The sequence below is a fragment of the Intestinimonas sp. MSJ-38 genome (assembly GCF_018917925.1).
Classification (GTDB): domain Bacteria; phylum Bacillota; class Clostridia; order Oscillospirales; family Butyricicoccaceae; genus Pseudobutyricicoccus.
Genome location: NZ_JAHLPO010000006.1, coordinates 17,810 through 44,158 on the forward strand (window position 1 = coordinate 17,810; position 26,349 = coordinate 44,158).

Genomic DNA, 26,349 nt, shown 5'->3' on the forward strand with positions numbered 1-26,349 from the left:
TAAGCGCTCTTCTTTTCAATATCAAAAAAGAAAAAACGGGAAACATTTTTAATTCGTTAACATTTTGGCCATGGCATCGGCGGCCCGGAGCATCTCCCGCTTTGTGTTGAACGCCGAAACGCTCAGGCGTACAGTGCCGTCGGGCAGGGTTCCTGCGGTGCGGTGGGCCAGGGGTGCACAGTGGAGCCCGGCCCGGACGCAGATTCCCTGGCCGGCCAGCTTTTCCGCCGCTTCCTCCGAGGGAATGGGAAAAACCACCGACAGCACCCCGCCCTGATTTTCTCCTCCGGCAAACACCCGCAGAGAGGGATGGCCCTTCAGCTGCTGCACCAAGGTGCCGATCAGCTCCTGCTCCCACCGGAGAATTTCCTTCTCCCCCTGCTGCTTTATGAATTTCAGCCCTTCCCAAAGTCCGGCGATCCCCGGCACATTGAGAGTGCCGCTTTCCAACGCATCCGGCAGAAAATCCGGCTGGGTCACCTCCAGCGACCGGCTCCCCGTCCCGCCTTCCATAATGGTGTAAAGAGGATTATCTTTACAGCAAATCAGCAGTCCTGTCCCCTGGGGGCCATAGAGGCCTTTGTGTCCCGGCATACAGAAAAAGGCCGCACTGGGGTACTTTTTTACCGAAAGAGGCAAAGTACCTGCCGACTGGGAAGCGTCCACGATCATGGGCAGCCCATGCCGCAGGCAGATCCGGTCCAGTTCATCCAAAGGAGCGATGGAGCCAAACACATTGGACGCATGGCACACGATCATGCACCGGGTCTCCTCCGTGATGGCCCGTTCCATCTGCCGGGCCATGTCCTCCGGGTCAAACAGGCAGGAGGATACGGCGGTATAAGTGACCCCCTGCCCTTTCATGGCCTCCAGGGGCCGCACCACGCTGTTGTGTTCATAGCCGGTGATGACGGCGTGGCCCCCTTCATGGAGCAGGCTTTTGATGGCCAGGTTCAGACTATGGGTGGCATTTTGTGTGAAAACCACCCGCTCCGGCCGATCCAAACCAAAGAGCTCCGCTGCCTCTTCCCGGCAGGAATAGACCACCCGTTCGGCCTCCCGGGCTGGTTTGTGACCGCTTCGCCCCGGGTTGGCGCAAGATTCCATGGCCTTCTGCACCGCCCGGAACACCTGCTTTGGTTTCTGCAAAGTGGTGGCACCACTGTCCAAATAAATCATCCGATTCCCCTCCTGTTTTATTGGGCCTCTTGGTAATGCCCCCACCGATCCAGCACATAAACCCCGTTCACCGGGATCTGGCATTGGCGCAAAATCTCCAAAGAGCGTTCCAGCCGTTTCGGCTCCACCTTCAGGGCATAGCTGCAGGAACCGCCGCCCAGAATGGCCTGACTGCGCAGCATATAAGTGGTGATCCCCTGTTTCTCCAGCGCCCTCCCGGCCCGCTGGGCATAGGTCACCGAGCGAAATATCATCAAACTGGGATTTTTCATAAAAAGGCACACCTCCTCCCTTCAGTCTATGCGCTGCTTTTTCCAGCGTTCCCTCCTTGCACCCCGAAAAGAATTCCGATATAATGAATAGAAATGGGCTGAGAAATAAAAAAGGAGGGTTCCCGGTGAAAAAACGGTTTTGTGCTTTGGTGCTTTCCCTGCTGTTTTTCTGCGCCTGCATTTCCCCGCTGCCCACCCGGGCCGCGCCCAGCGTCATTTTCACCGCCATCAACGACACCTTCCTGCGGAACCTGACCCCTTCTACCATGCCCACCATCATCGGCGGCCTGCCCTATGTTCCCTATACTGCATTCACCGCTGCGCCCAACCCCGGCCTGATGGGCAAATATGACAGCGTCAACAACCAGCTGGTTCTCTATAACATCAACCACATTCTCACCTTCGATATGGCCAACGCCATCACCCGGGACGAGCAGGGCAATGTGTATCCCGCCAATGCCGTACGCTGCAACGGCACCTATTATGTGCCGGCCCGTGTGGTGTGCGACGCCTTCGGCTTCCGGTATTCCTATCTGTCCAGCACATTGCTGGGGCCGGTGATCCGCATCAACACCGACGACAGCGGCATATCCGATGAAGATCTGGTGAGCAAAGGTTTTTCGGTGATGCGCAGCATCTATGACCAGTACCAGGCCACCTACAACCAGGGCACCGATCCAGACCCGGACACCCCGACACCGCCTACGCCGGCGGACCCCGACACGCCCACAGATCCAGGTGAACCGGAGATTCCCGGTACCAGCGGCGAGCCGGATACGCCGGAAACCCCCAACGCCAAAGTGGTTTATCTGGCCATTCAAGGGGATATGAACGAATACACCGCAGAGATCCTGGACATTCTGGACAGCAACAATTACACTGCTGCCTTCTTTGTCACTCCCCGGAGCCAGGGACAAAACAGCGATTATCTGCTGCGGGCCGCGGCCAGCGGCCATGTGATCGGCAACAATCTCTATGGTGACGGCTCCACCTTCCAATCCACCGAAGAACTTCTCCGCCAGGCCCAGGACACCCAGGATGTGATCCAGGCAGTGACCAAAACCCACAGCCGGGCTTTGATGGTACCGGGAGGCAGTCAGAATCTCTCCCAGGAAGAGCGGGACGCTTTGATCCAGGCCGGTTACCGTCTGTGGGACCCCAGCGGTGACACCCGGCTCTGGGGCTCCGCTTCCGCCATCTATTCCTCCTGTGTTTCTCTGTTGGAAAACACCTCGGGCAATGTGGTGCTCTCCTTGATGAGCAACCCTTCCAGCGTTCAGGCCCTGTCCTCCCTGGTCTCGTATTTCCGCCAGAACAACTGCGAAATCCGCCCCATCTCCGAAACCATCACCCCCATCAACCAGATCCGGGAAATGCGGTAACAACATATGAAAAGATGCAAAAATGCCATGGGCTGCGAAAGCCCATGGCATTTTGAGCGTGTCGAAAAAGTGGCTTAGGCCACTTTTTCGAGTTTTTACAAGGGGCTGTATGCACGCCTTTGGCGCACACTTGCCCCTTGAGAAGTGCAAAAAGCCACGCACAGGTCGCGGCTTTTTGCGGATTTATAGGGGTAGGGCGGACGACCCTTTTCGTTATATAGGTTTTTCGACAGTCTGAAATGCCATGGGCTGCGAAAGCCCATGGCATTTTGTTTGTGTCTTTATTTTTCGCAAGTCAGCACATCGTCATACCCTTCCAGACCATATTCGGACAAGGGTTTTCCATCGATGCGCAGCAACACGCCCCGGACGCCGTCCTGAGCACACATCGTCTTGACGATGGCCTGAACGGACAGCTCGTCCAGCTCCTTCACCTTTTCGGCGCCAATCTCCAGAAAATCCAGTTCACACACGCCGTTTTCCGAAGACAGCCGCCGCAGCATCATTCCCTGGGGAACGGGCGACTGGAGGTTTTCCTCTTCCGGCTGGCGCACCAGTTCGCTGAACACACCGTTGAGATACACCTGATCCTCTTCGGTTTTCAGGGTGCGCACCACTTTTTCCAGCTGATCGGTCTGGGTGTTCACCAGATACAATGTGATGTCAAAGGTGTTGAACTGGATGGAGCTTTCGTCCAAAATCACATTGTCCCCATTGAGGTAAAAGTCGTTGGAAGCGTTATAGCTGTCGGTGGCACAGGAGACCTTCACATAGTCGATGGAATCCAGCTGGGTCAGGGTCAAGGCAATGGCAGCGGCTGCCAGGCTTTTTTCCACCTCCGGCAATTCATCAAAGGTGGAGGACAGACTGACGATGACGCTGTTTCCATAAAAGGCCACTTCGTTCACCGTCACCCCGGCGGGAATGGCCGCAGCCTTTCCTCCGCCGCTCACCTGCTTGATTTTGAGCAGAATATCCTCCACTGTTTCCTGGATATTCTCCCCCTGAGGCATGGTAACTTCCTCGGCGGCCAGACCCCGGGGCTGCTTTTTCTCTCCATCCATGCGCAGGCAATAGATCTGGAGCTGAAGCTCCCCTTCCCCTGCTTCTTTTTTCTGCTGATGACAGCTGGCCACTCCGGCGGCACACAGCATCAGCAGACACAAAAGCAGAAATACCGTCCGCTTCATGGCGTCACCTCCTCACAAGGCCCCGCCAGCAGCGTGACCCGGAATGTGGTGCCTTCGCCCAATGTGCTTTCCACCTGGATATCGCCTCCGGCATTTTTCAGCCAGTCGGCCACAATGGCCAGGCCCAGGCCAGTGCCGCCCTTCTCCCGGCTGCGTGCTTTATCCACCCGGTAAAACCGTTCGAAAATATGGGGCAGCTCTTCTTCCGGGATGCCGATACCGGTATCCTGCACCGTCAGGCACACCCGGTCCTCTTCTCCCGTTTCTTTCCAGCCTTTCAGCACCACTTTTCCGCCTTTTCGGTTGTATTTGATGGCGTTTTCCACCAAATTGAACACCACCTGATAAAGGCCGTCCCGGTCAAACAACACCCACAAATCCTCTTCCAGCTGGTTTTCCAGCTCCACCTGGGCATGGGCGGCGTTTTCTTTCAGCAGATCGGTGATCTTTTTCACAAGGCCGTTTAAGTCACAGGGCTGCATCCGATCGGAGGACACATAATCCAGCTTGGTCAGCTGCAAAAGCCGTTCGGTGATCCGGGTCAGGCGGTCGATTTCCTCGTTGATATCGGTGAGGAACTCGTTCACCGACTCTCTGGGGATGTCCCGGGTCTGCAAAATGGAATCGGACAGCAGCTTGATGGAGGCCAGCGGCGTCTTGAGCTCATGGGATGCGTTGGAGACAAATTCCCGGCGCAGCTCTTCGGTTTTTTGCAGACGGTCTGCCAGTTCGTTGAATTCGTCGGCCACCTGGGACAGCTCGTCCTGGCCCTGGAGATGGATGCGGGAATCGTAATTGCCGGCGCTCATGGACTGAATGCCCCGCACCAGCTGTCCCACTCTTTTTCCGAAATAGACCATGAGAAAGCCCAGAGCCGCCGCCCCTACCACGGCCAGCACCAGGGAAATACGGAAAATGTTGCTGCGGGTGCTGTTGAGGAAGGCCGCCTGCTCGGTGTCATAGTCATAGATATAGACGGCGCCGATGGCCTTGTCCCCTTTCATCACCGGGGAGGCTGCATCGGAAATGAAGGCCGTTTCCCCATAGCGGCAGCGGAACACATCGCAGCCTTCCAGTGCGGCTACGATATCGGGCAGAAGAGCATAGGTCCCCGCCAGGGAGCTGACTTTGGAATTGTCATAAATCACGCTGCCGAAACCATCGGTGACCAGAATGCGCTGTTCCTCATCCAGATCCAGCACCTGCACCGATACCAGGATATTCTCCTGGGTCAGGGTGGTGAACTCCTCCAAAGTGGCCGAAAAGGTTCTGGCCCGCTCCAAAAGTTCTGTTTCCTTGGAACTGATAATCAGCTTGCGCACCGCCTGGGCCGGATAAAAATTCAGCACCAAAAGCAATGTGACCACCGTGATCAGCATGGAAAAAGCGATGCGGAAGCGAAGGGTTTTAATCAGCTTGAGCGCTGCTGTTGGGCTTGAAATAGTAACCGACCCCCCACTTGGTCAGAATGTATTCGGGATTGGCGTCATCTGTTTCCAATTTTTCTCTCAGGCGGCGGACATGCACATCTACCGTGCGGATGTCTCCGGGGTAATCTTCGCCCCACACCACGCTGAGCAATCCCTCCCGGCTGAACACCCGGCCCGGGTTCCGGGCCAGCATCACCAGAAGGTCAAACTCTTTGGCTGTGAGATCGGTGGCGCGGCCGTTTTTGAACACCGAACGCTGGGCGGTGTCGATGAGAAGATCCCCCACTTTGATCTGATCGTCCTGGAGATCGGCAGCCGGCTGGCTGCCGGCCCGGCGGAGAATGGCCCGGATGCGGGCTTTCAGCTCCAGAATATCAAAGGGCTTGGTCACATAGTCATCGGCCCCGTATTCAAAGCCGATGAGCTTATCCACCCCTTCGCTTTTGGCGGTGAGCATAATCACCGGCACATTGGAGTTTTCCCGGATCTTCCGGCAGACCTCCAGCCCGTCGACCTCAGGCAGCATCAGGTCCAAAATGATGATGTCATACTTCTGTTCCTTGACCATGGACAGAGCCTGCGCCCCATCATAGGCGGTATCCACCTGATATCCGTCGTTTTCCAAATTGAATTTGATGCCTTTGACCAGCAATTTTTCGTCGTCTACCACTAATACTCGCATATGTTCCCCTCCGTCAAAATTGTCTCCGCAGACCTTCAGTCCACGGTGATATGCTCCCTGATCTGCTGAAAGATCCCATCGCCAATGCCGCTGACTGCCCGAATTTCTTCGATGGATGCAAACGGCCCGTATTTCTCCCGGTATTCCAGGATATTCTTGGCTCTGGCCGGCCCGATCTGAGGAAGCTGGCAAAGCTCCTCTTCCCCGGCCTCATTGATGTTGACCCGGAGTTCCCCAGGCGTCTCATCATTTTCCTCCACCTGGTATGTTTCCAGCGCCAGTTCCGGCAAACGCACAAGCTGCGCTCCCTGGGACAGAGACAAGGTGGTGCCTTCCAGCATCACGCTCATTCTTCCGCCCAGAAATCCCAGGCAAACAAGGAGACAGGCGGCCATCAGAAGATCCAACGCCCTCTTTTTCATAGTTGCTCACTCTAGTATGTAGTTCTCTCCATTTTCTTAAAAATCCACCCTGATCGTTGCATTGCAGCCGCTCTTTTGATACAATAGCATTCGTATCCCCAAAAATCGGGGAGCGGATATTTTGATTGTGCAGGAGGATGGATATGAAACCAAAACAGCTGACAGCGCTTTTCCTCGCGCTTATCATGATCTTCGCGGTGTCGGCCCAAGCCGCGCCGGTGACAGAAGAACCGGACCTTGCCATCAATGCCAAAGCGGCTTTCCTGGTGGAAACCACCACCGGCCAGGTCCTTTACGAATACCACGCAGACGACAAGCTCTACCCGGCCAGCACCACCAAACTGATGACCGCCCTGGTGGCCTGGGAACACTGTTCCCCCGGCGATATGATCTCGGTGTCCCAGCAGGCGGTGGACGGTCTGGCGGAACAGGGCAGCAGCGTCTTCCTCAAAGCAGGAGAACAGATGGAGTTTATGGATATGCTCCACTATCTTCTCATCGCCTCGGGCAACGATGCCGCCAATGCTCTGGCCGAACACATCAGTTCGTCCAACAGCGCTTTTGCCGAGCTGATGAATGAGAAGGCTGAGGAGCTGGGATGCCAGAACACCCACTTTGCAAACCCCAGCGGTCTCCATGACGAAAACCACTACACTTCCGCCCGGGATCTGGGCATCATCGCCCAGGCCGCCATGAAAATTCCCGAACTGCGGGAGATCGTGGGCAAGACCCAGCATAAGCTCCAGCCCACCAATATGCACGAAAACGAGACCACCATTACCACCACCAACCGCCTGATCTCCCGTCTGAAGGATGGCCGGTACTTCTACAAAGGGGCCTATGGCATCAAGACCGGCACCACCACTCCCGCCGGCTACTGCCTCATCGGCGGCGCTCAGAGCGGCGAGCTGGATTACATCACTGTGGTGCTGGGCGGTGAAAAGGACCCGGAGACCGGCGACATCGGCTGCTACACCGAGACCATCAAGCTGCTGGATTACGCCAAGAAGAATTTCTCCCTCCAGACCATCACCTCAGCCGATACTCCCATTCAGGAAGTGCCTGTGCGCTTTGCCGCCGGCAAGGAACACACCAAGCTGGTGGCTGCCGCCGACAGCGAGCTGCTGCTTCACAATGACACCGACCTGAGCCAGGTGACCTACGAAGTGGACGCTGTGTCCACCGCCGATGCTCCCATCAAAAAGGGAGAAAAGCTGGGCACGGCCAAGGTGTTCATCGGCGATACCGAGTATGGCACCATCGATCTGGTGGCCTCGGAGGACATCGAGCGTTCCGATGCGCTCTATGCCCTCTTCCAGGTGCAGGAATTCTTCAAAAGTCCGTTGTTCCGCATCATTCTGGTGGTACTGATCCTGCTGATTCTGCTTCTGATCTTTGTGTCCACCAAACGGCGCCGCGCCCGCCGCAGAAGGCGTGCCCGCAGCCGCTATTCTTCGGGACACGGCAGACGGTAACAGACTTTTCCATTCCCGGGAGGAGACCTCAGGTCTCCTCCCTTTTTGTACCCTTTATTCGGTGCCGAAGATCCGGTCTCCCGCATCTCCCAAACCGGGGACGATGTAACCATTCTCATTGAGCCCCTGATCCAGGGCGGCGCAGTAAATGGGAATCTCGGGATGCTCCCGTGTGATGCGCTCCACCCCTTCCGGAGCGGCCACCACGCACACAAAGCTCAGGCGCCGTACTCCCTTCTCTTTCAGAAGCCGGATGGCCGCCGAAGCACTGCCGCCGGTGGCCAGCATGGGGTCCAGCAGCAGCACATCCCGCTGGGAGATATCCGAAGGCAGCTTGCAGTAATACTCCCGGGGTTTCAGGGTGTCGTGATCCCGCTCCAGGCCGATGTGCCCGGTTTTGGCTGCGGGAACCAGCTGCAAAATGCCGTCCACCATGCCCAGCCCCGCCCGCAGAATGGGGACGATGGCCAGCTTCCGCCCGGCCAGCATCTGTACATCGGCCTTCCCTATGGGAGTTTCCACCTGGGCCGGGCGCAATGGCAGATCCCGGGTGGCTTCCAGACACAGCAGAGTGGACACTTCCCCGATCAATGTGCGGAACTCCTTGACACCGGTGTTCTTGTCCCGCAAAAAAGCCATCTTGTGCTGGACCAGCGGATGGTCCAGCAGATGTAAATTGTTGTGTTCCATGATTCCTCCGGCCGTTTTCCCGGTCTTGTGATGGAAAACGGAAAATTATTTGCCGTTTTCGATGTCAGCGATCATATCCAGCCGGGTCTGATGGCGTCCGCCTTCAAACTCGGTCTCCACAAACAGTTGAGCAATCAAGCAGGCCAGGCCCGAACCAATGACCCGGGCGCCCATGCACAGCACATTGGCGTCATTGTGCATCCGCACGGCCCGTGCAGTGAAGCAATCGGACACTGTTACCGCCCGGATGCCCTTGATCTTGTTTGCGGCGATGGCCATACCGGCTCCGGTGCCGCAGATCAGAATGCCCTGACCGGCCCGGCCGCTGACCACTTCCATGGCCACTTTCTGGGCATAGATGGGATAGTGGCAGGACTTTTCGTCATAAGTGCCCAAATCCTCTACTTCGCAGCCCATTTCTTTCAAATGCTGCTTGACCTGCTCTTTCAAAGCAAAGCCTGCGTGATCCGATCCCATAGCGATTTTCATACCGATCGTTCCTTTCTTTTATCTGAATTTTTACTTGTTTTGCATTTTCATCCGCTCGGCCTGGGAAAGCCGCAGATAGCTGGGAGTCAGGTGGTGACAATCGGTCAGCTCTCCCCTCTCCGCCATCTGAAAGGCCCGAAGGGCCGTGGCGGCGGCATTCTGCCGGCATCCCTCTGCCAGAAGAGGCGACAATCCGGCTTTTTCTGCGTATTCCATCAAAAGCCCGCCGCCGTCCCCGGTGATCCAAAGGGGCCCGGTGCATTCCTCCATCTGACTCAGGATCTCCTGGGCCTTTCCCACCTGATCGGCACTTTTCCGGCGGATCTCCCCGTCGTTTTCAAAAAAAGCATAAAAGAATTCATCCTGCCGGGCCTGTACCCCGGCGCAGAGAATCCCTTTTTTGTCCTTGGCGGCCCAGGCGGCCGACTCCAGTGTGGACACGGCGGCGCAAGGTTTGTTCAGCGCCATGGCATAGCCTTTGATGGCGGCCACACCGATGCGCACCCCGGTAAAAGAGCCGGGGCCCACAGTGGCGGCAAACACATCCACCCCCGAAAGGGCCAGGCCGTTTTGTTCCAGCAAATGCTGCACCACCGGCAAAATGGTGCGGCTGTGGTTCATCTGGGAATCCTTTTCCCCATAACCGATGATCTCCCCATCCCGGCACAAAGCAGCCGAAGCCACCCGGGATGTGGTATCCAACGCCAAGATCAGCATCCTTCCCCCTCCTTTTTCAGCAAAGTGATACGGCGGCTTTGTTCTCCTGTCTTTTCGATGCGGACAAACAAGGTCCCCTCAGGCAGGGCGTCCAGGATGTTTTCGCTCCACTCCACCACACACAAGCCGCCGGAGGAAAGATAATCCTCCCAGCCGATGTCATACAGACTGTCGCTGTCAGTGATCCGGTACATATCAAAATGACAAATGGGACGCTTGCCCCGGTATTCATTGACAATGGCATAGGTGGGGCTGGAAACCTGATCCACCGTCTGCCGCTGCCGGGCCAGGCCCCGGACAAAGGCGGTCTTTCCCGCTCCCAGCTCCCCCAACAGGGCGATCACCTGAGTGTCCGGATAAGTTTCCCCCACATAGGCCCCCAGGCTTTCTGTTTCTTCCGGGGAATGGGTCTCTTTTGTTTCGATCGGGATCAATGGCAATTCCTCTATCATAGTGTAAAACTCTCCTTGGCCAGTCCACGGGGCAGCTCCATGATGCAGCCCTTGACCGGGTTGACCACCTGGCTGATGCGCAGATTTCCCGCCAGGGACAAAAGCATTCCCGCCTGTTCCGGAGAAAGTCCGGCGTGGTCCTGAAGGAATCTCTGCATTTTCCGGGCCGCCTTCACGCTGCACACATCCAGGGAAGGATCGGCGGCGGTGGTGAGATACCGGTCTTTTGTCACAAGGAAGGGCGTGGGGATATCTTCCCGGTCTTTCAGCACAGTGACCCGTACCGTTACTTCTCCCGGCACTTCCAAAGCGCAGATCACCGTCTCCCCGTCCCCCTGGACGCCGTGGAGGTCGCCCATGGACAAAAGGGCCCCCGGCACATTCACCGGCAGATACAAAACGGCCCCTTCGTTCATATCCCGGATATCCAGATTGCCACCATGCTCACCGGGAACGGTGGTGGGCACGCTGCCCTCCGCCGGGGCCACACCGATGACGCCGATCATGGGACGCAGGGGAACCCGGATGCCCTTATCAAAGACCATTTCCTCCCCTTCCACCGGGAAGCGGCGGCAATGGCAGCCGGTGACCCCGTAGATCCCCGCTCCCTCCCGGGCGCACATGGAGCCTTCTTTTGCGATCTGAATGGAGAGGATCTCCACCCGCAGCACATCTCCAGGAACGGCCTCCTCAATATAGAGAGGGCCGGTGGCCGGGTTGTTGTGGGCCATGTTCATGCTTTCCATCTGCTGGCCGTCCTCTGTCAGCTGGCCGGCATAGCAATCCTGGCACTGAAACAGGACGGTATCCCCGCTGTGGGCACGATAAACGGGGACATTGTCCGGCGAAAAGGCGAAATGCACCTGATCTCTAACAAGGGTCTGCATATCTTTCACTCCCATCCGCGCCCCCTGAGCCATGCTTTGGGAAGCGCTGTCCGTTCTGTGTTTTTGTATTTATTTATGATTATACCACGAAGCAAGGCGAAGTGGTATAATGGCCATGTTTTCGGTTGTCCCTGCAAGGGACGAGAAAACGGCTGCAAAATCTGTATAATAACCGTTATGCGGTTATTATACCATCCGCGTGCCTGCATGGAAAGTGAAATTGTTAAAAATAGTTTCTTTTCTCATTTAGCCTTCTCCAGCCCAAGGTGTAAACTTTTTATAAATCTGCCGGACAAGGTGTCTTTTCTTCTCCGGGAAGAATTGAATAATCCGCCGCCAGATGATAAAATAATAAGAACACAGGAAAGGTTGTGTCCCATGGTCAAAGTATTCAAAGCCATCAAAAGCTATCTGCGCCACACCGATCTGCTGCTTTTGAATCTGGCGATTATTTCTTCCCTGCTGGGACTGGTGGCCATATACAGCGCCACCCTCAGCTATCACTCCAATAAATATGCCATTGTGCAAAGCGCCGCTTTGGTGCTGGGGGTCTTTTGTTTTGTGGCGGCCTCCCTCATTGATCTGGAGAACATCGCCCGGTTCTGGAAGTTCTTCTTTGTCTTCAACATTCTCTTCCAGCTGTCCCTCTTTGTGCTGGGTACCGCCGGTGACACCGGCAACCGCAGCTGGATCCGTTTCGGCGGCATCGGCATCCAACCGGCGGAATTCGGCAAAATTATCTTCATCTGCACCCTGGCCTGCCACATCGACCGGCTGAAAGACCGGATCAATTCGGTGAAAGCGGTAGCCCAGCTGACCCTCCACTTTCTTCTGACGGTGGCCGCGGTTTACATCCCCTCCAAGGACCTGGGCATGGCGGTAGCCTATGTGTTCATCTTCGCCATTATGATGTTTTCCTCCGGTCTGAGCTGGAAATGGATCGGCGGCATCACGGCGAGCGCCGTGGCAGTCTCTCCCCTTGTGTGGAAGTTCTTGGGGGACTATCAACGCAACCGTATTCTGGTGCTTTTCGATCCGGCCATCGACCCCAGCATCTATTACCAGACCGACCAAAGCATCCTGGCCCTGGGGGCCGGGCAGTTTCTCGGCTCCGGCTATATGCAGGGACGGCAGACCCAGTACAACATCCTGCCCGCCAAATACACCGACTCCATCTTTTCGGTGATCGGTGAGGAGTTTGGCTTTGTGGGCTGCTGTGTGGTCATTGTGCTGCTGGGCACCCTGGTGCTTCGTCTGTTTTATAACGCCAGCCAGTGTGACAACCGCTTCAGCTATCTGGTCTGCGCCGGCATTGCCAGTATGTTCACCATTCAGATCCTCATCAATATCGGTATGTGTGTGGGCGTCATGCCGGTTATCGGCTTGACCCTCCCCTTCTTCAGCTATGGTGGTTCTTCTCTGGTGACCATGTTCCTCTCTTTGGGCATCGTGGCCGGCTTTGTCCTCCGTCAGCGCCCGGCCTGGCTGCGAAGCAGCGACGAGTAATCTTAACACAGACAAAGAAAAAAGCCATTTCCGCATTCTGCGGAAATGGCTTTTCTTTATCCTTCCATATGATCCAGCTGGAAAAGGGTGTGCAGCAGCACATCACATCCGGCGGCACAATCCTCCCACCGGGTGTATTCCTCCTTGCAATGGCTCAAACCGCCCACGCTGGGCACAAAGATCATACCTGACCTGGTCACCTGGGACAAGGTCATGGAATCGTGTCCGGCGCCGCTGACCATCCGCTTATGGGAAAGCCCCAGCATCCCGGCCGCTTCCGAAATGGCATCCATCACATCGGGGTCCATGGGATGGGCCTCTTCCTGCCAAAGGAGCCGGAAGGAAGAAACATCCTGCCCGCACTGCTCCATCAGCCGTTCATAGGCCTTGTCCACCATCCAGTCCTCCCGGGCCCGGATCTCCAGGCTGAGGCGCACCTTTTCCGGCACCACATTGGTGGCCCCGGGGAACACCTCCAGCCGCCCCACGGTGATGACCATGTCCTCGCTGATCAGTTTGGCCACAGGAGCACAGAAAGAGATCAGCCGGGCGGCCTTCACCAAGGCATCGTCCCGCAGATCCATGGGAGTGGTTCCTGCATGATTGGCTTTTCCGGAAAACTCCAGCTCATACAGCTTCTGGGACACGATACCGGTGACCACGCCGATGGAAATGCCCTGGGTGTCCAGAACCCCGCCCTGCTCAATGTGCAGTTCCAGGGAGAAATCGATGGGATTTGTCTCCCGGCAGGCCTCCACATCCTGGCTTGTCACTCCGAACCGGGCGATCTTTTCCTGCTGCAGCGGCTCCAGGGGCAGGCCACAGAAGGCCCGGCTGCCCACCAGGCTGCTGATGGTGGCGCCTTCCTCTTCGGCAAAGGCCACCACCTCCACCGTATGCCGCAGACGGATGCCCTTTTCATGAAGGGTCCGCACCGCTTCAATGGCCCCCATCACGCCCAGGCAGCCATCGAACATTCCGCCGTTTGGCACCGAATCGATGTGGGAGCCCAGCACAATGCGCCGGTCGGTCTCTCCGGGATAGATCCCCACCACATTGCCCAGCTTTCCCCGCTGGACGGTCATTCCCGCCTGCTCCATCTTCTCCTGCACATAATCGCAGGAGCGGGCATAGGCCGGGGTAAAGGTCAGGCGGCAGATGCCCTCCGGCGTACGGGCCAGATCGGCCAGCCCCTCCAGCTTCTCCCGCAAGCGGGAAGCATCAATGTGAATTCCTTCTTTATACATTGGCATAGAGTTTCTTGGTGTTCTGTTCGTTTTTGCTTTCGTCCCGCACGCCCACCGGTGCCATATACACGGCAAATTCCTCCTTGCCGTCCACCTGCAGCAGCTTGTCGGTGTCTTCTTGACGGAACGCAGCGATGGCGCAGGTGCCGCAGCCGATGGCCTGGGCGCTGAGATACAGATTCTGCACCACATGACCGGCATCGATGAGCATCACCCGATGGGCATTGATGTTATACCGCCACTCGCCCCGGTAGGCTACGGCCGTATAGACAAAGGTCACCGCGGCCTTGCCCGCCCACTTCTGGTCGCAGGCACAGTGAATGGCCTTTTCCGCCATATCCCCTTCCAGGGAGATGGGCTCCAGAGCGTGCTCCATGGGCAGATAGTGATAGACTCCTTCTTTCAGCCCTTCCACCCGGCTGACCAGCAGATAGGTTTCAAAGGCATGCCGGGCCCCTGCCGAAGGCACCGGACGCAAAGCGGCGTAGTTCTTGCCCCGGATGGCCCGCACACCCTGGGTGGACCACAGCAGGAAGGCCAGCTGATCCATGGTCATGGGGTCCTCGGCATAAAACCGGTTGCTCACCCGATCCCGCAGCAGAGCCACATAATCGTGCTCTTTTACCACTTCTCCGAACTCCATGGTCAGAGGGATGCGTTCCTCACTCCTGGCCGCTTTCACCAAAGGCGGCTGAGGCAGCAGTTTCTGCTGGTCAGACACATATTCCACATGGCCGAAGTTGCTCTTCATAAAATCCCGATTTTTGGCGATGGTCTCTGCGATCATTTTCTCGTCCATTCCAGTGTTCTCCCTTCTTTTTCAGCGGATAAAGTTCATGCCGATCTTTTTCTCTTTTTCCGGTTCTCCCGCCTGCTGTCCGGCCATTTCACGCATTTTCAGCATCCAGGCCATGTTCTTTCCCAGAAGGCGCATGATCTGCTGTCCCTCCAGGTCCTGCTGGGCCTCTCCCGGCTTGGAGCCGTGGATCACATTCCAGTAGTTGGAGGAAACCACCAGCATTTCGGAAATGGTGAAAAACCGGTTGATATCCTCCAGAGCGGTCATGCCGCCGGTGCGGCGCACAGCGGCCACGGCCGCCGCCACCTTGTGGCGCATCTTCCGCCCCCGGCTGTAAAAGGCCCGGTCCAGAAAGCACTTCAGCGTGCCGTTCATCCCGGCATAATACACCGGTGTACCCACCAGAATGCCGTCGGCCTGCTCCAGCAGATCCACATGCTCGTTAAGCCCATCTTCATAAACACACCGGCCGGTCTGGGCACAGCCGCCGCAGCCCACGCAGCCATGGATGGCCTTGCCGCCCACCTGGATGACCTGGGTCTCAATTCCCTCTTTCTCCAGCTCCTCCAGCACCAAAGACAGGGCGTAGGCCGTGTTCCCTTCCGGTTTGGGACTGCCGTTGATAGCGCATACTTTCATCTTCCCCTTCTCCTTCCCTTGCTGCAATTCATCCGCATTGACACCCCTATCATACCCCAAGGAGGCATCCTTTGTCTATGCCCTCTCGGCGGGTTTGTGCGTTCTCTCTGCTATCGGGTTGACAAAGGGAAAAAGATGTACTATCATCCAATTAGTTGATAGTACATCTTTTTAATTGGCGGTGATACAATGGATATTTCTCAGCGAAAAATCACGAAAATTGCCCGGGAGGTGGGTGCCTTTACAGCCCGGACCATGAAAGCGGATGGGGTGGGTCCGGCAGAATTTGACCTGATCCACGCGATCCGGAAGCATCCCGGCATCACACAATCGGAAATCTGCCGCATCCTGGGTGCGGACAAAGGGGCCGTGGCCAAGCAGACAGCCAACCTGGAATCCAAAGGGTATCTGCGGCGGGAGAAAAACCCCGCAGATGGCCGCAGCCAGCTCCTCTACCCCACAGAACGGGCCCAAAATCTGAAAAACTCCAAAGCCCATATTGAGTCTGTATTCTATGAATGGCTGCTTTCCTCTCTGGATGAACAGGAGCAGCAGGAATTTGCACGCTTGCTGGATGTGCTCTATGGAAAATGCAAAGAGGAAAGCAGAGCAGGCTTTCCCCATATGGAGCGTCTTTTGGCGTCCCGTGATTGATCTGTAAAAAGCCAAAATGGCTTTGGGAGGTAACATTTTATGTGGACGATCTTTGCTTTTGGCTCTGCTTTTTTTGCAGGCGTCACTTCGATCCTGGCCAAATGCGGCATCCGGAAAACCGATTCCACCGTGGCCACGGCCATCCGCACCATTATGGTGCTTCTCTTTTCCTGGCTCATGGTGTTTATCGTGGGTTCCCAGGATCAAATAAGCTCCATTGGAGGAAGAACGCTCTGTTTTCTCATCCTGTCCGGCCTTTGCACTGGGGCCTCCTGGCTGTGCTATTTCAAAGCGTTGCAGCTGGGCGATGTGAATAAGGTGGTTCCCATCGACAAATCCAGCGTGGTGCTCACCATCCTGCTGGCCTTTCTGTTTCTGGGAGAGCCCATCGGGCTGTTTCAAGGAGCCGGCGCCCTGCTGATCGGCGCAGGCACCTTTTTGATGATCGAGAAAAAAGCGGCAGGAAATACCCCGGCCCAGGGCAAAAGCTGGCTGCTTTATGCCTTGGGTTCAGCCATTTTCGCCAGCCTCACCTCCATCCTGGGCAAAGTGGGCATCGCAGGTGTGGAGTCCAACCTGGGTACTGCCATCCGCACCGCCGTGGTGTTGGTGATGGCTTGGGGTATGGTGCTGGTCACAGGCAAAATGGGTGCCGTGAAAGAGGTTGCCGGAAAAGAACTGGTGTTCATCTGCATTTCCGGACTTGCCACCGGAGCATCCTGGCTGTGTTATTATCGGGCCTTGCAGATGGGGCCGGCCAGTGTGGTGGTTCCCATCGACAAGCTGAGCATTCTGGTCACCATTGCCTTCTCCTGGCTGGTATTCCGGGAAAAGCTGACGGCCCGTTCCGGCTGGGGCCTGGCGCAGATCACAGCCGGAACCCTGGTGATGCTGCTCTGACGCAAGGCGATATACCAGCAGATGCCCTTCGATTGACAAGTTTTCTTTATGGAATTAAAATAAATCATAAGAAACAACTTCATATCTGAAAAAGGGGGATGCGCTTTGAGACGCGTCTTTCACTACCTGCGGCCCCAGGCGGGCCGCATCACCTTGGGGCTCAGCTTCAAGTTCACCGGCACCATCATGGACCTGCTTCTGCCCTGGGTACTGGCCCACATGATCGATGTGGTGATTCCGCAGCAGGATCTGTCCCTGGTGCTCCGGTGGGGGGCGGCCATGCTGGTGTTTTCCATTGTGGGATGGTGTACCAGCATCCTGGCCAACCGCATGGCTTCCCGAGTGGCCAAAGAAACCACCCGACGCCTCCGCCACGATCTGTTCGCCCGCATCGCCCGGCTCTCCAGCGCACAGATCGACCGCTTTACCATCCCCTCCCTCATCTCCCGCATGACCTCGGACACCTATAACATCCATCAGGTCATCGGCATGATGCAGCGCATCGGTTTCCGGGCACCCATTCTGCTTCTGGGCGGCATTCTCATCACCCTCACCCTGGACCCGGTGCTCACACTGGTGCTGTTGTCCCTTCTGCCCTTCATGGGCCTGCTGGTCTTTCTGATCTCCCGGCGAGGCACCGGTCTTTTCACCCAGGTGCAGCAGTCGGCCGACCGGCTGGTACGGGTGGTGCGGGAAAACATCGCCGGTGTTCGGGTCATCAAGGCCCTGTCCAAGGAAAATTACGAAAAAGAGCACTTCGAAGGGGTCAACCGCCAGATGATGGAGCGGGAACAGCGGGCCGCCCGGAATATGGCCGTGATCAATCCCTCCTCCAACCTGATTATGAACCTGGGGCTGGTGCTGGTCATTCTCACCGGCGCGTTCCGGGTCAATGCCGGCACTTCGGAAGTGGGCACCATTGTGGCCTTTCTCTCCTATTTTACCATCATTCTCAATGCCATGATGTCCATCACCCGGGTCATCACCATGTATTCCAAAGCCAGCGCCTCGGCTCAGCGGATCGTGGAAGTGCTGGACACTCCCCCGGATCTGCTCCAGATGGAAGAGGCCCCCGCAGGGGATAGCGGCTTCCGGGTGGTCTTTGAGGATGTGTCCTTCTCCTATAATAAGAAGGAAGACAATCTTTCCCACATTTCCTTTGCCCTCCGCCCAGGAGAGACTCTGGGCGTCATCGGCCCCACCGGCGCGGGCAAATCCACTCTGGTTTCCCTGCTGCTCCGCCTGTATGACCCGGATCAGGGCCGTATTCTGGTAGACGGGCGGGATGTGCGCAGCTATTCCCTCCACGCTCTGCGGCAGAAATTCGGCGCGGTGTTCCAAAACGATGCTTTGTTTGAAGACACCATCGGGGCAAACATCCGTCTGGGGCGGAATCTTTCCATGGAACAAATCGAAAAGGGCGCCCGGGCCGCCCAGGCCGCCGAATTCATCGAAAATGGCCGGGGCTACCAGGGAGAAGTGGCCATCAAGGGCGCCAACCTCAGCGGCGGACAGCGACAGCGGCTGCTCATCGCCCGGGCTCTGGCCGCAGGGCCGGAGATCCTGATCCTGGACGATTCCTCCAGCGCTCTGGATTACAAAACCGATGCTGCTTTGCGCCAGGCCATTGCGAAAGACTATGAAAACACCACCTGGGTCATCATTGCCCAGCGCATCAGCTCCATCCGCCATGCCGACCATATCCTGGTGCTGGAAGAAGGAGGAGTGCTGGGGTATGGGACCCACCAGCAGCTGATGGAGACCTGCCCGGTCTATCAGGAAATCAGCCGGATTCAGATGGGAGATGATTTGGATGCCTAAAATAGGAAATGCCCCTCCCTCCTTTGGCTCGGCTCCCCAGGGTACGGCCCATCAACGAGTGACCCCCGGCCGGAAACGGGCCGCTTTGCTGCGGCTTTGCCGTTATGTGATGCGCTTCCGCTTCTGGGTGATCCTGGCCCTTTTGCTCACCGTCCTTTCCAACTATTTCGGACTGATGGGGCCCTATCTTTCCGGCCTGGCCGTGGACAGCATCGGCTCGGAAGCAGGCGCCGTCCAATTCCCTCTGGTGTTTCGCTACTGTCTCTTCATGGCTCTGTTCTATGTGGCCTCTGCCCTTCTGTCCTATCTGTTGTCCATGATCATGATCACCATCAGCCGGAAGGTCACCTATCAGATGCGCTCGGACATCTTCAACAAGCTGTCCTCCCTGCCGGTGGGGTATTTCGACACCCACCAGGCCGGAGACATCATCAGCCGTATCTCCTATGACACCGACACCATCAACTCTTCCCTTTCCACCGATCTGGTGCAGGTGCTGGCCAGCGTCATCACTGTGGGCGGGTCTCTGGGAATGATGATCGCCATCTCTCCCCGGCTGGTGCTGGTGTTCCTTATCACCGTTCCCCTGTCCATCTGCATCACCCGGTTCATCACCTCCCGCACCCGTCCCCTGTTCCGGCTGCGTTCTCTCAAGATCGGCCAGCTCAACGGCTTCACCGAGGAAAACATCACCGGTCTGAAAACCCTCCAGTCCTATTGTCAGGAAGAGCACACCATTGAAAAGTTGGATCAGGTGAATGACGAGACAGTCAATGCCTATTATAACGCCGAATATTACAGCAGCCGGGTGGGCCCCAGCGTCAATTTCATCAACAATCTGTCTCTGGCCCTGATCACGGTGTTCGGCGCCATCCTCTTTATGCAGGGGAAAATGAGCGTGGGCAATATTTCCTCCTTTGTGCTCTATTCCCGGAAATTCTCCGGCCCCATCAACGAGATCGCCAACATCATCGGCGAGCTGCAATCGGCTCTGGCCGCGGCAGAGCGGGTGTTCCGCCTGCTGGATGAACAACCGGAAAAGGCCGATTCCCCCCAGGCCCTCCCCCTTCACGACCCTCAGGGAGATGTGGAACTTCAGGATGTGAGCTTTGGCTATGAAGAAGGAAAAACCATCCTCCATCATCTTTCCCTTCACGCTTCCCCCGGCAGCATGATCGCCATCGTGGGCCCCACCGGCGCGGGAAAAACCACCCTCATCAATCTGCTCATGCGTTTTTATGACAAAGACAGCGGTGAGATCAAGGTGGACGGCCATTCCATCTACGACCTGCAGCGGAAAAGTCTATGTCTGGCCTACTCCATGGTGCTTCAGGATACCTGGCTCTTTTACGGCACCATTTACGAAAACATCGCCTATGGCAAACAGGGCATCACCAGAGAAGAAGTGATCCAGGCCGCCAAGGCTGCCAAGATCCACTCCTATATCCAGCGTCTGCCCCAGGGGTATGACACCCTGCTCACCGACGACGGCACCAATATCTCCAAAGGCCAGAAGCAGCTTCTGACCATTGCCCGGGCCATGGTGATGGACTCCCATATGCTGATCCTGGATGAAGCCACCTCCAATGTGGACACCCGCACGGAAATGCAGATCCAGGAGGCCATGCGCCGCCTGATGGAGAACAAAACTTGCTTTGTGGTGGCCCATCGCCTGTCCACCATCCGGAACGCCGATCTGATTCTGGTGGTGCGGGACGGCAATGTGGTGGAAAGCGGCACACACGAAGAACTGATGAAGAAACGAGGATTCTATCGGGAACTTTATGAGGCCCAGTTCAAATAAGTGTCTATCCCAAACGCACAAAGCCCCGCGGCATATGCCGCGGGGCTTTTGAGCGTGTCGAAAAAGTGGCTAGGCCACTTTTTCGAGTTTTTGCAAGGGGCTGGCGGCGAGCCGCCGCTCCCAGTTTTTCTTGGCTCCGGTAGGTTGTATACGCCCGGGCAAAGAATGTTTGCCAGCGGGGCGCCCCGCCCTTGAGAAGTGCAAAAAGCCACGCACAGGTCGCGGCTTTTTGCGGATTGATAGGGGTAGGGCGGACGACCCTTTTCGTTATATAGGTTTTTCGACAGTCTGTTTTGTATGAGCCAGGGGGATGGATTGACTGAAAATCAGATGCGGAACAGCAGATCGGAATAGGTGGGGAACGGCCAGTATTCCTTGTCCACCAAAAGCTCGATCTTGTCGGCCACTTCCCGCAAAGCATCCACGGCCACCCGAACCTTGTCCCGATAGGCCTCGGCCTTGGCCAGAGCACCTTCGGCCTGAGCAGCCTTTTCCAGTGCTTTCTCCAGCTTGCTCACGGCGGCCTTCATCTGGGCACCGGCAGCGGAAATATCCTTCAGTGCACTGGATTCCATGGTCATGTCCACCGTCAGGCCGGTTTCCTTGATGGCGTTGACGCTGTCGGCCAGGAACTTGGTGTATTTGATCACCGCCGGGATGATCTGACGGCGGGTCATATCCAGCATAGTGTTGGCTTCCAGAGAGATGGTCTTGATATAGTTGTCCAGACGGATTTCATACCGGGCCTCGGCTTCCTTCCGGCGGAAGATACCGTGCTTTTCAAACAGCTCCACCGACTTGGAAACCACCAGACCACGGGCGGCGTCCACATCGTTTGTGGCGCAGGGCAGGCCACGCTCTTTGGCCTCTTCGGCCCACTCCTTGCTGTAGTTGTTGCCGTTGAAGACCACCCGCTTGTGTTCCCGGTAGATCTCCCGCACCAGCTCCCGCACACAGGCGCTCTTGTCCTCCGCCTTTTCCAGACGGTCGGCAATGCGGCTGAGGATCTCGGCCACCGCGGTATTCAGAGCATAGTTGCAGCCGGCGATGGACATGGAAGAACCCAGCATACGGAACTCGAACTTTTTGCCGGTGAAGGCAAAGGGTGAAGTACGGTTGCGGTCCGAGGTGTCCTGGGGCAGCCAGGGAATGGTGGTGACGCCGATCTCAATGTTGCCGCCCTGACGGAACTGAGAAGGACGGCCGGTCTCCACCTCTTCCAAGATGTCGGTGAGGGCATCGCCCAGAAAGATGGAGATGATGGGAGGCGGCGCCTCATGTCCGCCCAACCGATGGTCGTTGCCCGGGCAGGCCACCGAAGTGCGCAGCAGCTCGGAGTATTCGTCCACCGCCCAGATGACAGCGCAGAGGAACAGCAGGAACTGGGCGTTGTCCGCCGGTGTCTTGCCCGGATCCAGCAGGCTGGGGCCGTTGTAGATATTCAGAGACCAGTTGTTGTGCTTGCCGCTGCCGTTGACTCCGTCAAAGGGCTTTTCGTGGAGCAGGCACACCAGGTTTTTCCGCAGAGCCACCTTCTTCATAGTCTCCATAATCAGCTGGTTGTTGTCGCAGGCGATGTTGGCCGTGGTGTAAACCGCCGCCAGCTCGTGCTGGGCCGGAGCCGCTTCGTTGTGCTCGGTTTTGGCCGGCACACCCAGACGCCACAGTTCTTCATCCAGCTCCCGCATAAAGTCCATGACCCGCTCTTTGATGTTGCCATAATAGTGGCCGTCCATCTCCTGGCCCTTGGGCGGGCGGGCGCCGAACAGAGTACGGTCGCAGAGCATCAGGTCGAGACGCTGATCAAACAGGGCCTTGTCCACCAGGAAATACTCCTGCTCGGCGCCGGCCATAGCCACCACACGCTCCACATCGCTTTTGCCCAGCAGATGGAGCACCCGCACCGCCTGATCGGAGAGCACCTCCATGGAGCGGAGCAGCGGGGTCTTTTTGTCCAGCACTTCGCCTGTGAAAGAGCAGAAGCAGGTGGGCACATACAGGGTATTGTCCTTGACAAAGGCCGGAGAAGTGCAGTCCCAGGCGGTATAGCCCCGGGCCTCAAAGGTGGCCCGCAGACCGCCGGAGGGGAAGCTGGAAGCATCGCTCTCGCCCCGGATCAGCTCCTTGCCGGAGAAAGTCATAAGCACACTGCCATCGGACAGCGGATTCAAAAAAGAATCGTGTTTTTCGGCGGTGAAACCGGTCATGGGCTGGAACCAATGGGTATAATGGGTGGCTCCCTTCTCCAGGGCCCACAGCCGCATTCCGTTGGCCACGCTGTCGGCAATGGCCGGGTCCAAAGGCTTGTTCTGGTCAATGGTGGCCCGCAGCTGCTTATAGATGTTGGTCGGCAAATACTTGCGCATGGACTCATCGTTGAACACATTTTCCCCGTAGGTTCGGGAGATATCAAAACGCTCCATTCTTCCACCTCATCATCCTGATTTTTTTTGCGGGGGACATCCCCTGTCTTTCTGAGTGTATCTTACCCGCTTCTTTTTCATTTTGCAAGAGAAATTCATAAAATGATTTTAAAAATATTTTTTATTTCATTTTACTTCGTATTTTTTCTTATCTTATCTCAAATTTTCTCAAAATGATTTTTATAAAGTCATTTTGAGAAAAAAGAAACCCGTGGCTCAGAGAGCCACGGGCGGAAAACCTGTTTAGTCTTTCACTTCATATTCGGCACGGCCAGTGACAAACTGGTTGCCGCCTTCGCTGTCGATGGTGCACACCACCGGCATATTCTCAATGGTCAGGCGCTTGAGGGATTCGCAGCCCAGCTCTTCAAAAGCCAGCACTTCCACCTTCTTGATGCAGCCGGAAATGGCAGCACCGGCGCCGCCGATGGCGCAGAAATACACGCCGCCGTTGCGGATGATGGCATCCACCACAGGCTGGGCCCGGCCACCTTTGCCGATCATAGCCACCAGTCCCAGATCCAGCAGACGGGGAGCAAAGGGGTCCATCCGGCCGGAAGTGGTGGGCCCGATGGAGCCGATGACCTCACCGGGCTTGGCCTGGGTGGGGCCTGCATAATAGATCACAGCGTCCTTGATGTCAAAGGGCAGTTCCTTCCCCTCGTCCAGCAGAGCGAACAGGCGCTTATGAGCGGCGTCTCTGGCCGTATAGATCGTGCCCGTCAGGTTTACCATGTCGCCCACTTTGATTTCTTTGGCATGGGCGCGCAGTTCCGAAGTGTTCAGATTCCATTCTTTCATAATGCACCTACATCTTTTCTCCAATATTTTTGACTCTGTCCAAGATCTCTTGTATGGAACGCAGTCTCGTGCCCGCAGGCTGAGACTGGGAGTCGCTTTTTTTCGGAGCAGCAGGCCGCGCCTGTATGGGGGCTTTCGGCTCTTCCGGCGGCGGGGCCGAAAGAGTATGACGGGATCGCTGCTCAATTTCATTCATGGCCCGCACCAGCTCGTCGATCTCGCCGGTGATGGAAGCAATCCGGGCCTTGAATCCGCCGAAGGCTTCTTCGGCCATGACCACCTTTTCCCGAGCCTCTTCCGCCACAGGGGTCATCACAGCGCCGGCGTCCTTGATGGTCTGGGTCACTTCCTGGGCGTGACGGCTGGCTTCCTCCTGCACTTCCCTGGCCCGCTTATAGGCGGAAATCTCAATATCGGCGATATATTCCTTCAGCTCTCCATATTCCTGGCGCAGGGTTTCAGCCCGCTGCCGGGCCTGTTCCGCCTGGCGGCAAGCCTGCTCCTTTTCTTCTTCCAAGGTGCGGATCTGCTCCCTGGCCCAGGAGAGTTCTTCCTCCAGACGCCGGTTTTCTTCTTTCTTTTCTTCCTGCTGCTGCCAGGCCCGTTTTTCTTCCTCCCGGGTCTGGCGGAGTTCTTCCTGCAAACGGCGTTCTTCCTCGGCCCAATCGTTTTTCAGCTTTTCAATGTATTCGATGACTTCCTCTTTTTGAAAGCCACCGACTAAGGCCGTTTTGAATAGCACGCCCATCTTTCGATCCCCCGGTTTAGTTTATTAGATATTTGACCACGACCTTTTCCAAGTCGGGATAGGCCCGCAGGCCCACAATGCGCTCTTCTTCCTTCCCTTCCTGGCAGATGACCAAAGCGGGAACACCGGCGATATTGAAATCCCCGGCGATCAGCGGCTGTTCATCCAGATCGACCTGGTAAAAATCCGCCTGGGCGTAATGGGCGTCGGCCAGTTCTTCCACCAGCCCCTGCATCTGTCGGCAGGGCTCCGACCATTCCGCTGTGAAAAAGATCATTTGAGGTTTTGCTTTGCCCTGGAGTTTTTCTTTGTAGTCGGCCTGTTCCAGCCTTTCCAGCTCGTGCCGCATAGGCTCCACCCCTTTTCCGATATATTATATCATAGTTCTGTCAAAAAAAGAAATAATAAATTCTTCAAATCATGCTTTACATTTTTTCAAACCTGTGCTATACTAAATGAGCTGAAACAAGATATGCGCCTGTGGCTCAATGGATAGAGTAGCGGCCTCCGACGCCGTTGGTTGGACGTTCGAATCGTCTCAGGCGCGCCAGAAAAAGACACGACTTTTGGTCGTGTCTTTTTTCGTTTTCCTTCTGTTTTTTAAAACCCGGTAGCAATTTGACTAGCTGCTCCATCCAATAAGGGACACGCCCCAAAGGCGTTCCCATTTTGAAAGGAGCTGTTTTTTTATGAAAAACCCGAAAAAGATCCTTCTCCCCCTGGCAGGAGCTTTATGTCTCAGCGCCACCCTCTCCTCTGCTCTGGCCGCAGCCTTTCCGGTGACTCTTCACAACCTCACCCCTTCCCAGCGGGAAGCACTGCGGGGGCAAGGCCAGGTGGGCACCGCCTATCTGTCCCAAAACAATGAAACCGGTACCAATGGCAGTCTCTGTGCTCCCTTTACCGCTCAGGCTGCCAGCGCCGTCTTTGTCCTGACCACCGCTCCCGGCGCCGAAAACTACAATGTGCAGCTGTACCAGGGTATGCCTGGTGAGGGCAAAGCAGCATCAGACTACACCGTTTCCCCGGTGAACGGCGGGGTGTGCTTTACCGGTCTGGAACCAGGAAAAACCTACTATATGAAGATCAGTTCTTCTACCCTCCGATCTTCTGGCTGTACCGTTACCTATGAACTGCTCAACGACCTTCATTGGGCAGCAGACGGACAATAACCCCCTCAAACGCCTTCGTTTTTCTCAAGGATTTCATAAATCCCCTGGATAAAGTCCTTCTTTCCTTCTGTATAAGCCACCCGATCCAGAGGATATTGTGCGGCCAACGACCGTTTCAGTTTTTCATATTCTGCGGCCTTTTCCTCATGGGTGCAAAGATAATCCCGAAACCCCACCAGCTGAAAAAACTCCCCATCGCTTTTGTCGTAGCAGTGGATGTGATGCAGTGACAACTCCCCCGCTCCCCGCAGCACAAAAAGATGATAGGTTTCTTTTCCATGCTGGGGGCCCCGGTAATCATAGCCCAGCTCCTCCAGTTTGTCTTTGTTCATACGATCTATTGAGCAAAGACGCACCGCCACATCCAAAATAGGCTTGGCCCAGATGGAGGGGATGGCCGTGCTGCCCACATGCTGGATGTCCAGCACATTTTCTCCCCAGATCTCCAGGATCTGCTTCCGTACCCGCTCAAATTCCTCGTCCCAAGCCCTTTGATGGGGCATAAGGCATACCTGATTCCGTTTGACTCCTTCCATTTCTACTCCTTTCTCTTCTCACTGAAAAAGGC

Annotated in this window: 27 protein-coding genes and 1 tRNA gene; 9 read left to right on the forward strand and 19 right to left on the reverse strand. The window is 56.3% G+C overall.

Annotated features, from left to right (window positions below):
- Nucleotides 1–48: 48 nt before the first annotated feature.
- Both KQI26_RS05305 and KQI26_RS05310 read right to left on the reverse strand, forming a co-directional pair.
- Nucleotides 49–1,179: an aminotransferase class V-fold PLP-dependent enzyme gene (locus KQI26_RS05305; protein WP_118746821.1), complete on the reverse strand. Its 1,131-nt coding sequence runs from the start codon at nucleotides 1,177–1,179 to the stop codon at nucleotides 49–51.
- 17 nt (nucleotides 1,180–1,196) lie between these two features.
- Entirely contained in the window at nucleotides 1,197–1,451 is a 255-nt protein-coding gene (locus KQI26_RS05310; RefSeq protein ID WP_216503564.1) for a DUF3343 domain-containing protein, read from the reverse strand.
- 125 nt (nucleotides 1,452–1,576) lie between these two features.
- Here KQI26_RS05310 and KQI26_RS15700 point away from each other — a divergent pair, with 125 nt between their 5' ends.
- The gene (locus tag KQI26_RS15700) at nucleotides 1,577–2,833 is read left to right on the forward strand and encodes a polysaccharide deacetylase family protein (protein ID WP_216503566.1); all 1,257 of its coding nucleotides are present in this window, start codon (nucleotides 1,577–1,579) and stop codon (nucleotides 2,831–2,833) included.
- A 281-nt stretch (nucleotides 2,834–3,114) separates the two neighbouring features.
- Here KQI26_RS15700 and KQI26_RS05320 read toward each other — a convergent pair whose 3' ends face one another.
- From KQI26_RS05320 to KQI26_RS05335, 4 genes are read right to left on the reverse strand one after another with little or no spacing between them, the layout of a single operon-like run.
- On the reverse strand, nucleotides 3,115–4,023 hold the full coding sequence (locus KQI26_RS05320) for a GerMN domain-containing protein (protein ID WP_216503568.1): 909 nt from the start codon (nucleotides 4,021–4,023) through the stop codon (nucleotides 3,115–3,117).
- Entirely contained in the window at nucleotides 4,020–5,402 is a 1,383-nt protein-coding gene (locus tag KQI26_RS05325) for a cell wall metabolism sensor histidine kinase WalK (RefSeq protein WP_216503569.1), read from the reverse strand. The genes KQI26_RS05320 and KQI26_RS05325 overlap by 4 nt, the downstream gene beginning before the upstream one ends.
- A gap of 28 nt (nucleotides 5,403–5,430) precedes the next feature.
- On the reverse strand, nucleotides 5,431–6,135 hold the full coding sequence (locus KQI26_RS05330) for a response regulator transcription factor (protein WP_118746816.1): 705 nt from the start codon (nucleotides 6,133–6,135) through the stop codon (nucleotides 5,431–5,433).
- A gap of 35 nt (nucleotides 6,136–6,170) precedes the next feature.
- Nucleotides 6,171–6,557 carry a helix-hairpin-helix domain-containing protein gene (locus KQI26_RS05335; RefSeq protein ID WP_216503570.1) on the reverse strand — a complete coding sequence of 129 codons (387 nt, stop codon included), beginning with the start codon at nucleotides 6,555–6,557 and terminating at the stop codon, nucleotides 6,171–6,173.
- Between the two features lie 143 nt (nucleotides 6,558–6,700).
- Here KQI26_RS05335 and KQI26_RS05340 point away from each other — a divergent pair, with 143 nt between their 5' ends.
- A complete protein-coding gene (locus tag KQI26_RS05340) occupies nucleotides 6,701–8,032 on the forward strand; it encodes a D-alanyl-D-alanine carboxypeptidase family protein (protein WP_216503572.1) in 1,332 nt (443 codons plus the stop codon).
- A gap of 54 nt (nucleotides 8,033–8,086) precedes the next feature.
- Here KQI26_RS05340 and upp read toward each other — a convergent pair whose 3' ends face one another.
- Genes upp through KQI26_RS05365 form a run of 5 tightly spaced genes read right to left on the reverse strand, consistent with a single transcriptional unit; the run spans nucleotide 8,087 to nucleotide 11,267 of the window.
- Entirely contained in the window at nucleotides 8,087–8,722 is a 636-nt protein-coding gene (gene upp, locus KQI26_RS05345; protein WP_216503573.1) for a uracil phosphoribosyltransferase, read from the reverse strand.
- A 45-nt stretch (nucleotides 8,723–8,767) separates the two neighbouring features.
- Complete coding sequence (gene rpiB / locus KQI26_RS05350; RefSeq protein WP_118425865.1) at nucleotides 8,768–9,211, reverse strand: ribose 5-phosphate isomerase B; 444 nt, start codon at nucleotides 9,209–9,211, stop codon at nucleotides 8,768–8,770.
- A gap of 30 nt (nucleotides 9,212–9,241) precedes the next feature.
- Nucleotides 9,242–9,928 carry a tRNA (adenosine(37)-N6)-threonylcarbamoyltransferase complex dimerization subunit type 1 TsaB gene (gene tsaB / locus KQI26_RS05355; RefSeq protein WP_216503575.1) on the reverse strand — a complete coding sequence of 229 codons (687 nt, stop codon included), beginning with the start codon at nucleotides 9,926–9,928 and terminating at the stop codon, nucleotides 9,242–9,244.
- Complete coding sequence (tsaE, locus tag KQI26_RS05360; protein ID WP_118746811.1) at nucleotides 9,922–10,380, reverse strand: tRNA (adenosine(37)-N6)-threonylcarbamoyltransferase complex ATPase subunit type 1 TsaE; 459 nt, start codon at nucleotides 10,378–10,380, stop codon at nucleotides 9,922–9,924. Before tsaE ends, tsaB begins: the two co-directional genes overlap by 7 nt.
- Nucleotides 10,377–11,267 carry an acetamidase/formamidase family protein gene (locus tag KQI26_RS05365; RefSeq protein WP_216503577.1) on the reverse strand — a complete coding sequence of 297 codons (891 nt, stop codon included), beginning with the start codon at nucleotides 11,265–11,267 and terminating at the stop codon, nucleotides 10,377–10,379. The genes tsaE and KQI26_RS05365 overlap by 4 nt, the downstream gene beginning before the upstream one ends.
- Nucleotides 11,268–11,645: 378 nt before the next feature.
- On the opposite strand from KQI26_RS05365, the gene KQI26_RS05370 reads away from it, so the two are divergent.
- Nucleotides 11,646–12,773, forward strand: coding sequence for an FtsW/RodA/SpoVE family cell cycle protein (locus KQI26_RS05370; protein ID WP_216503579.1), 1,128 nt, complete (start codon nucleotides 11,646–11,648; stop codon nucleotides 12,771–12,773).
- Nucleotides 12,774–12,829: 56 nt separating this feature from the next.
- Here the strand turns inward: KQI26_RS05370 and KQI26_RS05375 are convergent, their stop codons facing one another.
- The 3 genes from KQI26_RS05375 to KQI26_RS05385 are packed head-to-tail and all read right to left on the reverse strand — an operon-like array spanning nucleotide 12,830 to nucleotide 15,458.
- Nucleotides 12,830–14,020, reverse strand: coding sequence for a M20 family metallo-hydrolase (locus KQI26_RS05375; protein WP_216503580.1), 1,191 nt, complete (start codon nucleotides 14,018–14,020; stop codon nucleotides 12,830–12,832).
- Entirely contained in the window at nucleotides 14,013–14,819 is an 807-nt protein-coding gene (locus KQI26_RS05380; RefSeq protein WP_216503582.1) for a SagB/ThcOx family dehydrogenase, read from the reverse strand. Before KQI26_RS05380 ends, KQI26_RS05375 begins: the two co-directional genes overlap by 8 nt.
- A gap of 21 nt (nucleotides 14,820–14,840) precedes the next feature.
- Entirely contained in the window at nucleotides 14,841–15,458 is a 618-nt protein-coding gene (locus KQI26_RS05385) for a flavodoxin family protein (RefSeq protein ID WP_216503583.1), read from the reverse strand.
- Between the two features lie 189 nt (nucleotides 15,459–15,647).
- Here KQI26_RS05385 and KQI26_RS05390 point away from each other — a divergent pair, with 189 nt between their 5' ends.
- The 4 genes from KQI26_RS05390 (at nucleotide 15,648) to KQI26_RS05405 (ending at nucleotide 20,637) form a co-directional block, all read left to right on the forward strand.
- Nucleotides 15,648–16,112, forward strand: coding sequence for a MarR family winged helix-turn-helix transcriptional regulator (locus KQI26_RS05390; RefSeq protein ID WP_216503584.1), 465 nt, complete (start codon nucleotides 15,648–15,650; stop codon nucleotides 16,110–16,112).
- 39 nt (nucleotides 16,113–16,151) lie between these two features.
- Nucleotides 16,152–17,012, forward strand: a complete 861-nt coding sequence (locus KQI26_RS05395) for an EamA family transporter (protein ID WP_216503586.1) — start codon at nucleotides 16,152–16,154, stop codon at nucleotides 17,010–17,012.
- A 105-nt stretch (nucleotides 17,013–17,117) separates the two neighbouring features.
- Nucleotides 17,118–18,833, forward strand: coding sequence for an ABC transporter ATP-binding protein (locus tag KQI26_RS05400; RefSeq protein ID WP_216503588.1), 1,716 nt, complete (start codon nucleotides 17,118–17,120; stop codon nucleotides 18,831–18,833).
- Nucleotides 18,826–20,637, forward strand: coding sequence for an ABC transporter ATP-binding protein (locus KQI26_RS05405; protein ID WP_216503589.1), 1,812 nt, complete (start codon nucleotides 18,826–18,828; stop codon nucleotides 20,635–20,637). The genes KQI26_RS05400 and KQI26_RS05405 overlap by 8 nt, the downstream gene beginning before the upstream one ends.
- A 326-nt stretch (nucleotides 20,638–20,963) precedes the next feature.
- Here KQI26_RS05405 and KQI26_RS05410 read toward each other — a convergent pair whose 3' ends face one another.
- The 4 genes from KQI26_RS05410 to KQI26_RS05425 form a co-directional block, all read right to left on the reverse strand.
- A complete protein-coding gene (locus tag KQI26_RS05410) occupies nucleotides 20,964–23,060 on the reverse strand; it encodes a glutamine synthetase III (RefSeq protein WP_216503591.1) in 2,097 nt (698 codons plus the stop codon).
- A gap of 243 nt (nucleotides 23,061–23,303) precedes the next feature.
- Nucleotides 23,304–23,861: a Fe-S-containing hydro-lyase gene (locus KQI26_RS05415; protein ID WP_118425845.1), complete on the reverse strand. Its 558-nt coding sequence runs from the start codon at nucleotides 23,859–23,861 to the stop codon at nucleotides 23,304–23,306.
- 7 nt (nucleotides 23,862–23,868) lie between these two features.
- Nucleotides 23,869–24,609, reverse strand: a complete 741-nt coding sequence (locus KQI26_RS05420) for a hypothetical protein (RefSeq protein ID WP_216503593.1) — start codon at nucleotides 24,607–24,609, stop codon at nucleotides 23,869–23,871.
- Nucleotides 24,610–24,625: 16 nt separating this feature from the next.
- A complete protein-coding gene (locus KQI26_RS05425; RefSeq protein WP_118425842.1) occupies nucleotides 24,626–24,958 on the reverse strand; it encodes a co-chaperone YbbN in 333 nt (110 codons plus the stop codon).
- Between the two features lie 125 nt (nucleotides 24,959–25,083).
- Here KQI26_RS05425 and KQI26_RS05430 point away from each other — a divergent pair.
- Together KQI26_RS05430 and KQI26_RS05435 are read left to right on the forward strand one after the other, a co-directional pair.
- Nucleotides 25,084–25,159: transfer RNA gene (locus KQI26_RS05430), tRNA-Arg, on the forward strand.
- A gap of 139 nt (nucleotides 25,160–25,298) precedes the next feature.
- The gene (locus KQI26_RS05435; RefSeq protein WP_216503594.1) at nucleotides 25,299–25,781 is read left to right on the forward strand and encodes a hypothetical protein; all 483 of its coding nucleotides are present in this window, start codon (nucleotides 25,299–25,301) and stop codon (nucleotides 25,779–25,781) included.
- A gap of 5 nt (nucleotides 25,782–25,786) precedes the next feature.
- Here the strand turns inward: KQI26_RS05435 and KQI26_RS05440 are convergent, their stop codons facing one another.
- Nucleotides 25,787–26,317 (reverse strand): GrpB family protein, encoded by a 531-nt coding sequence (locus tag KQI26_RS05440; RefSeq protein ID WP_216503596.1) that lies wholly within the window; start codon nucleotides 26,315–26,317, stop codon nucleotides 25,787–25,789.
- Between the last annotated feature and the right edge of the window lie 32 nt (nucleotides 26,318–26,349).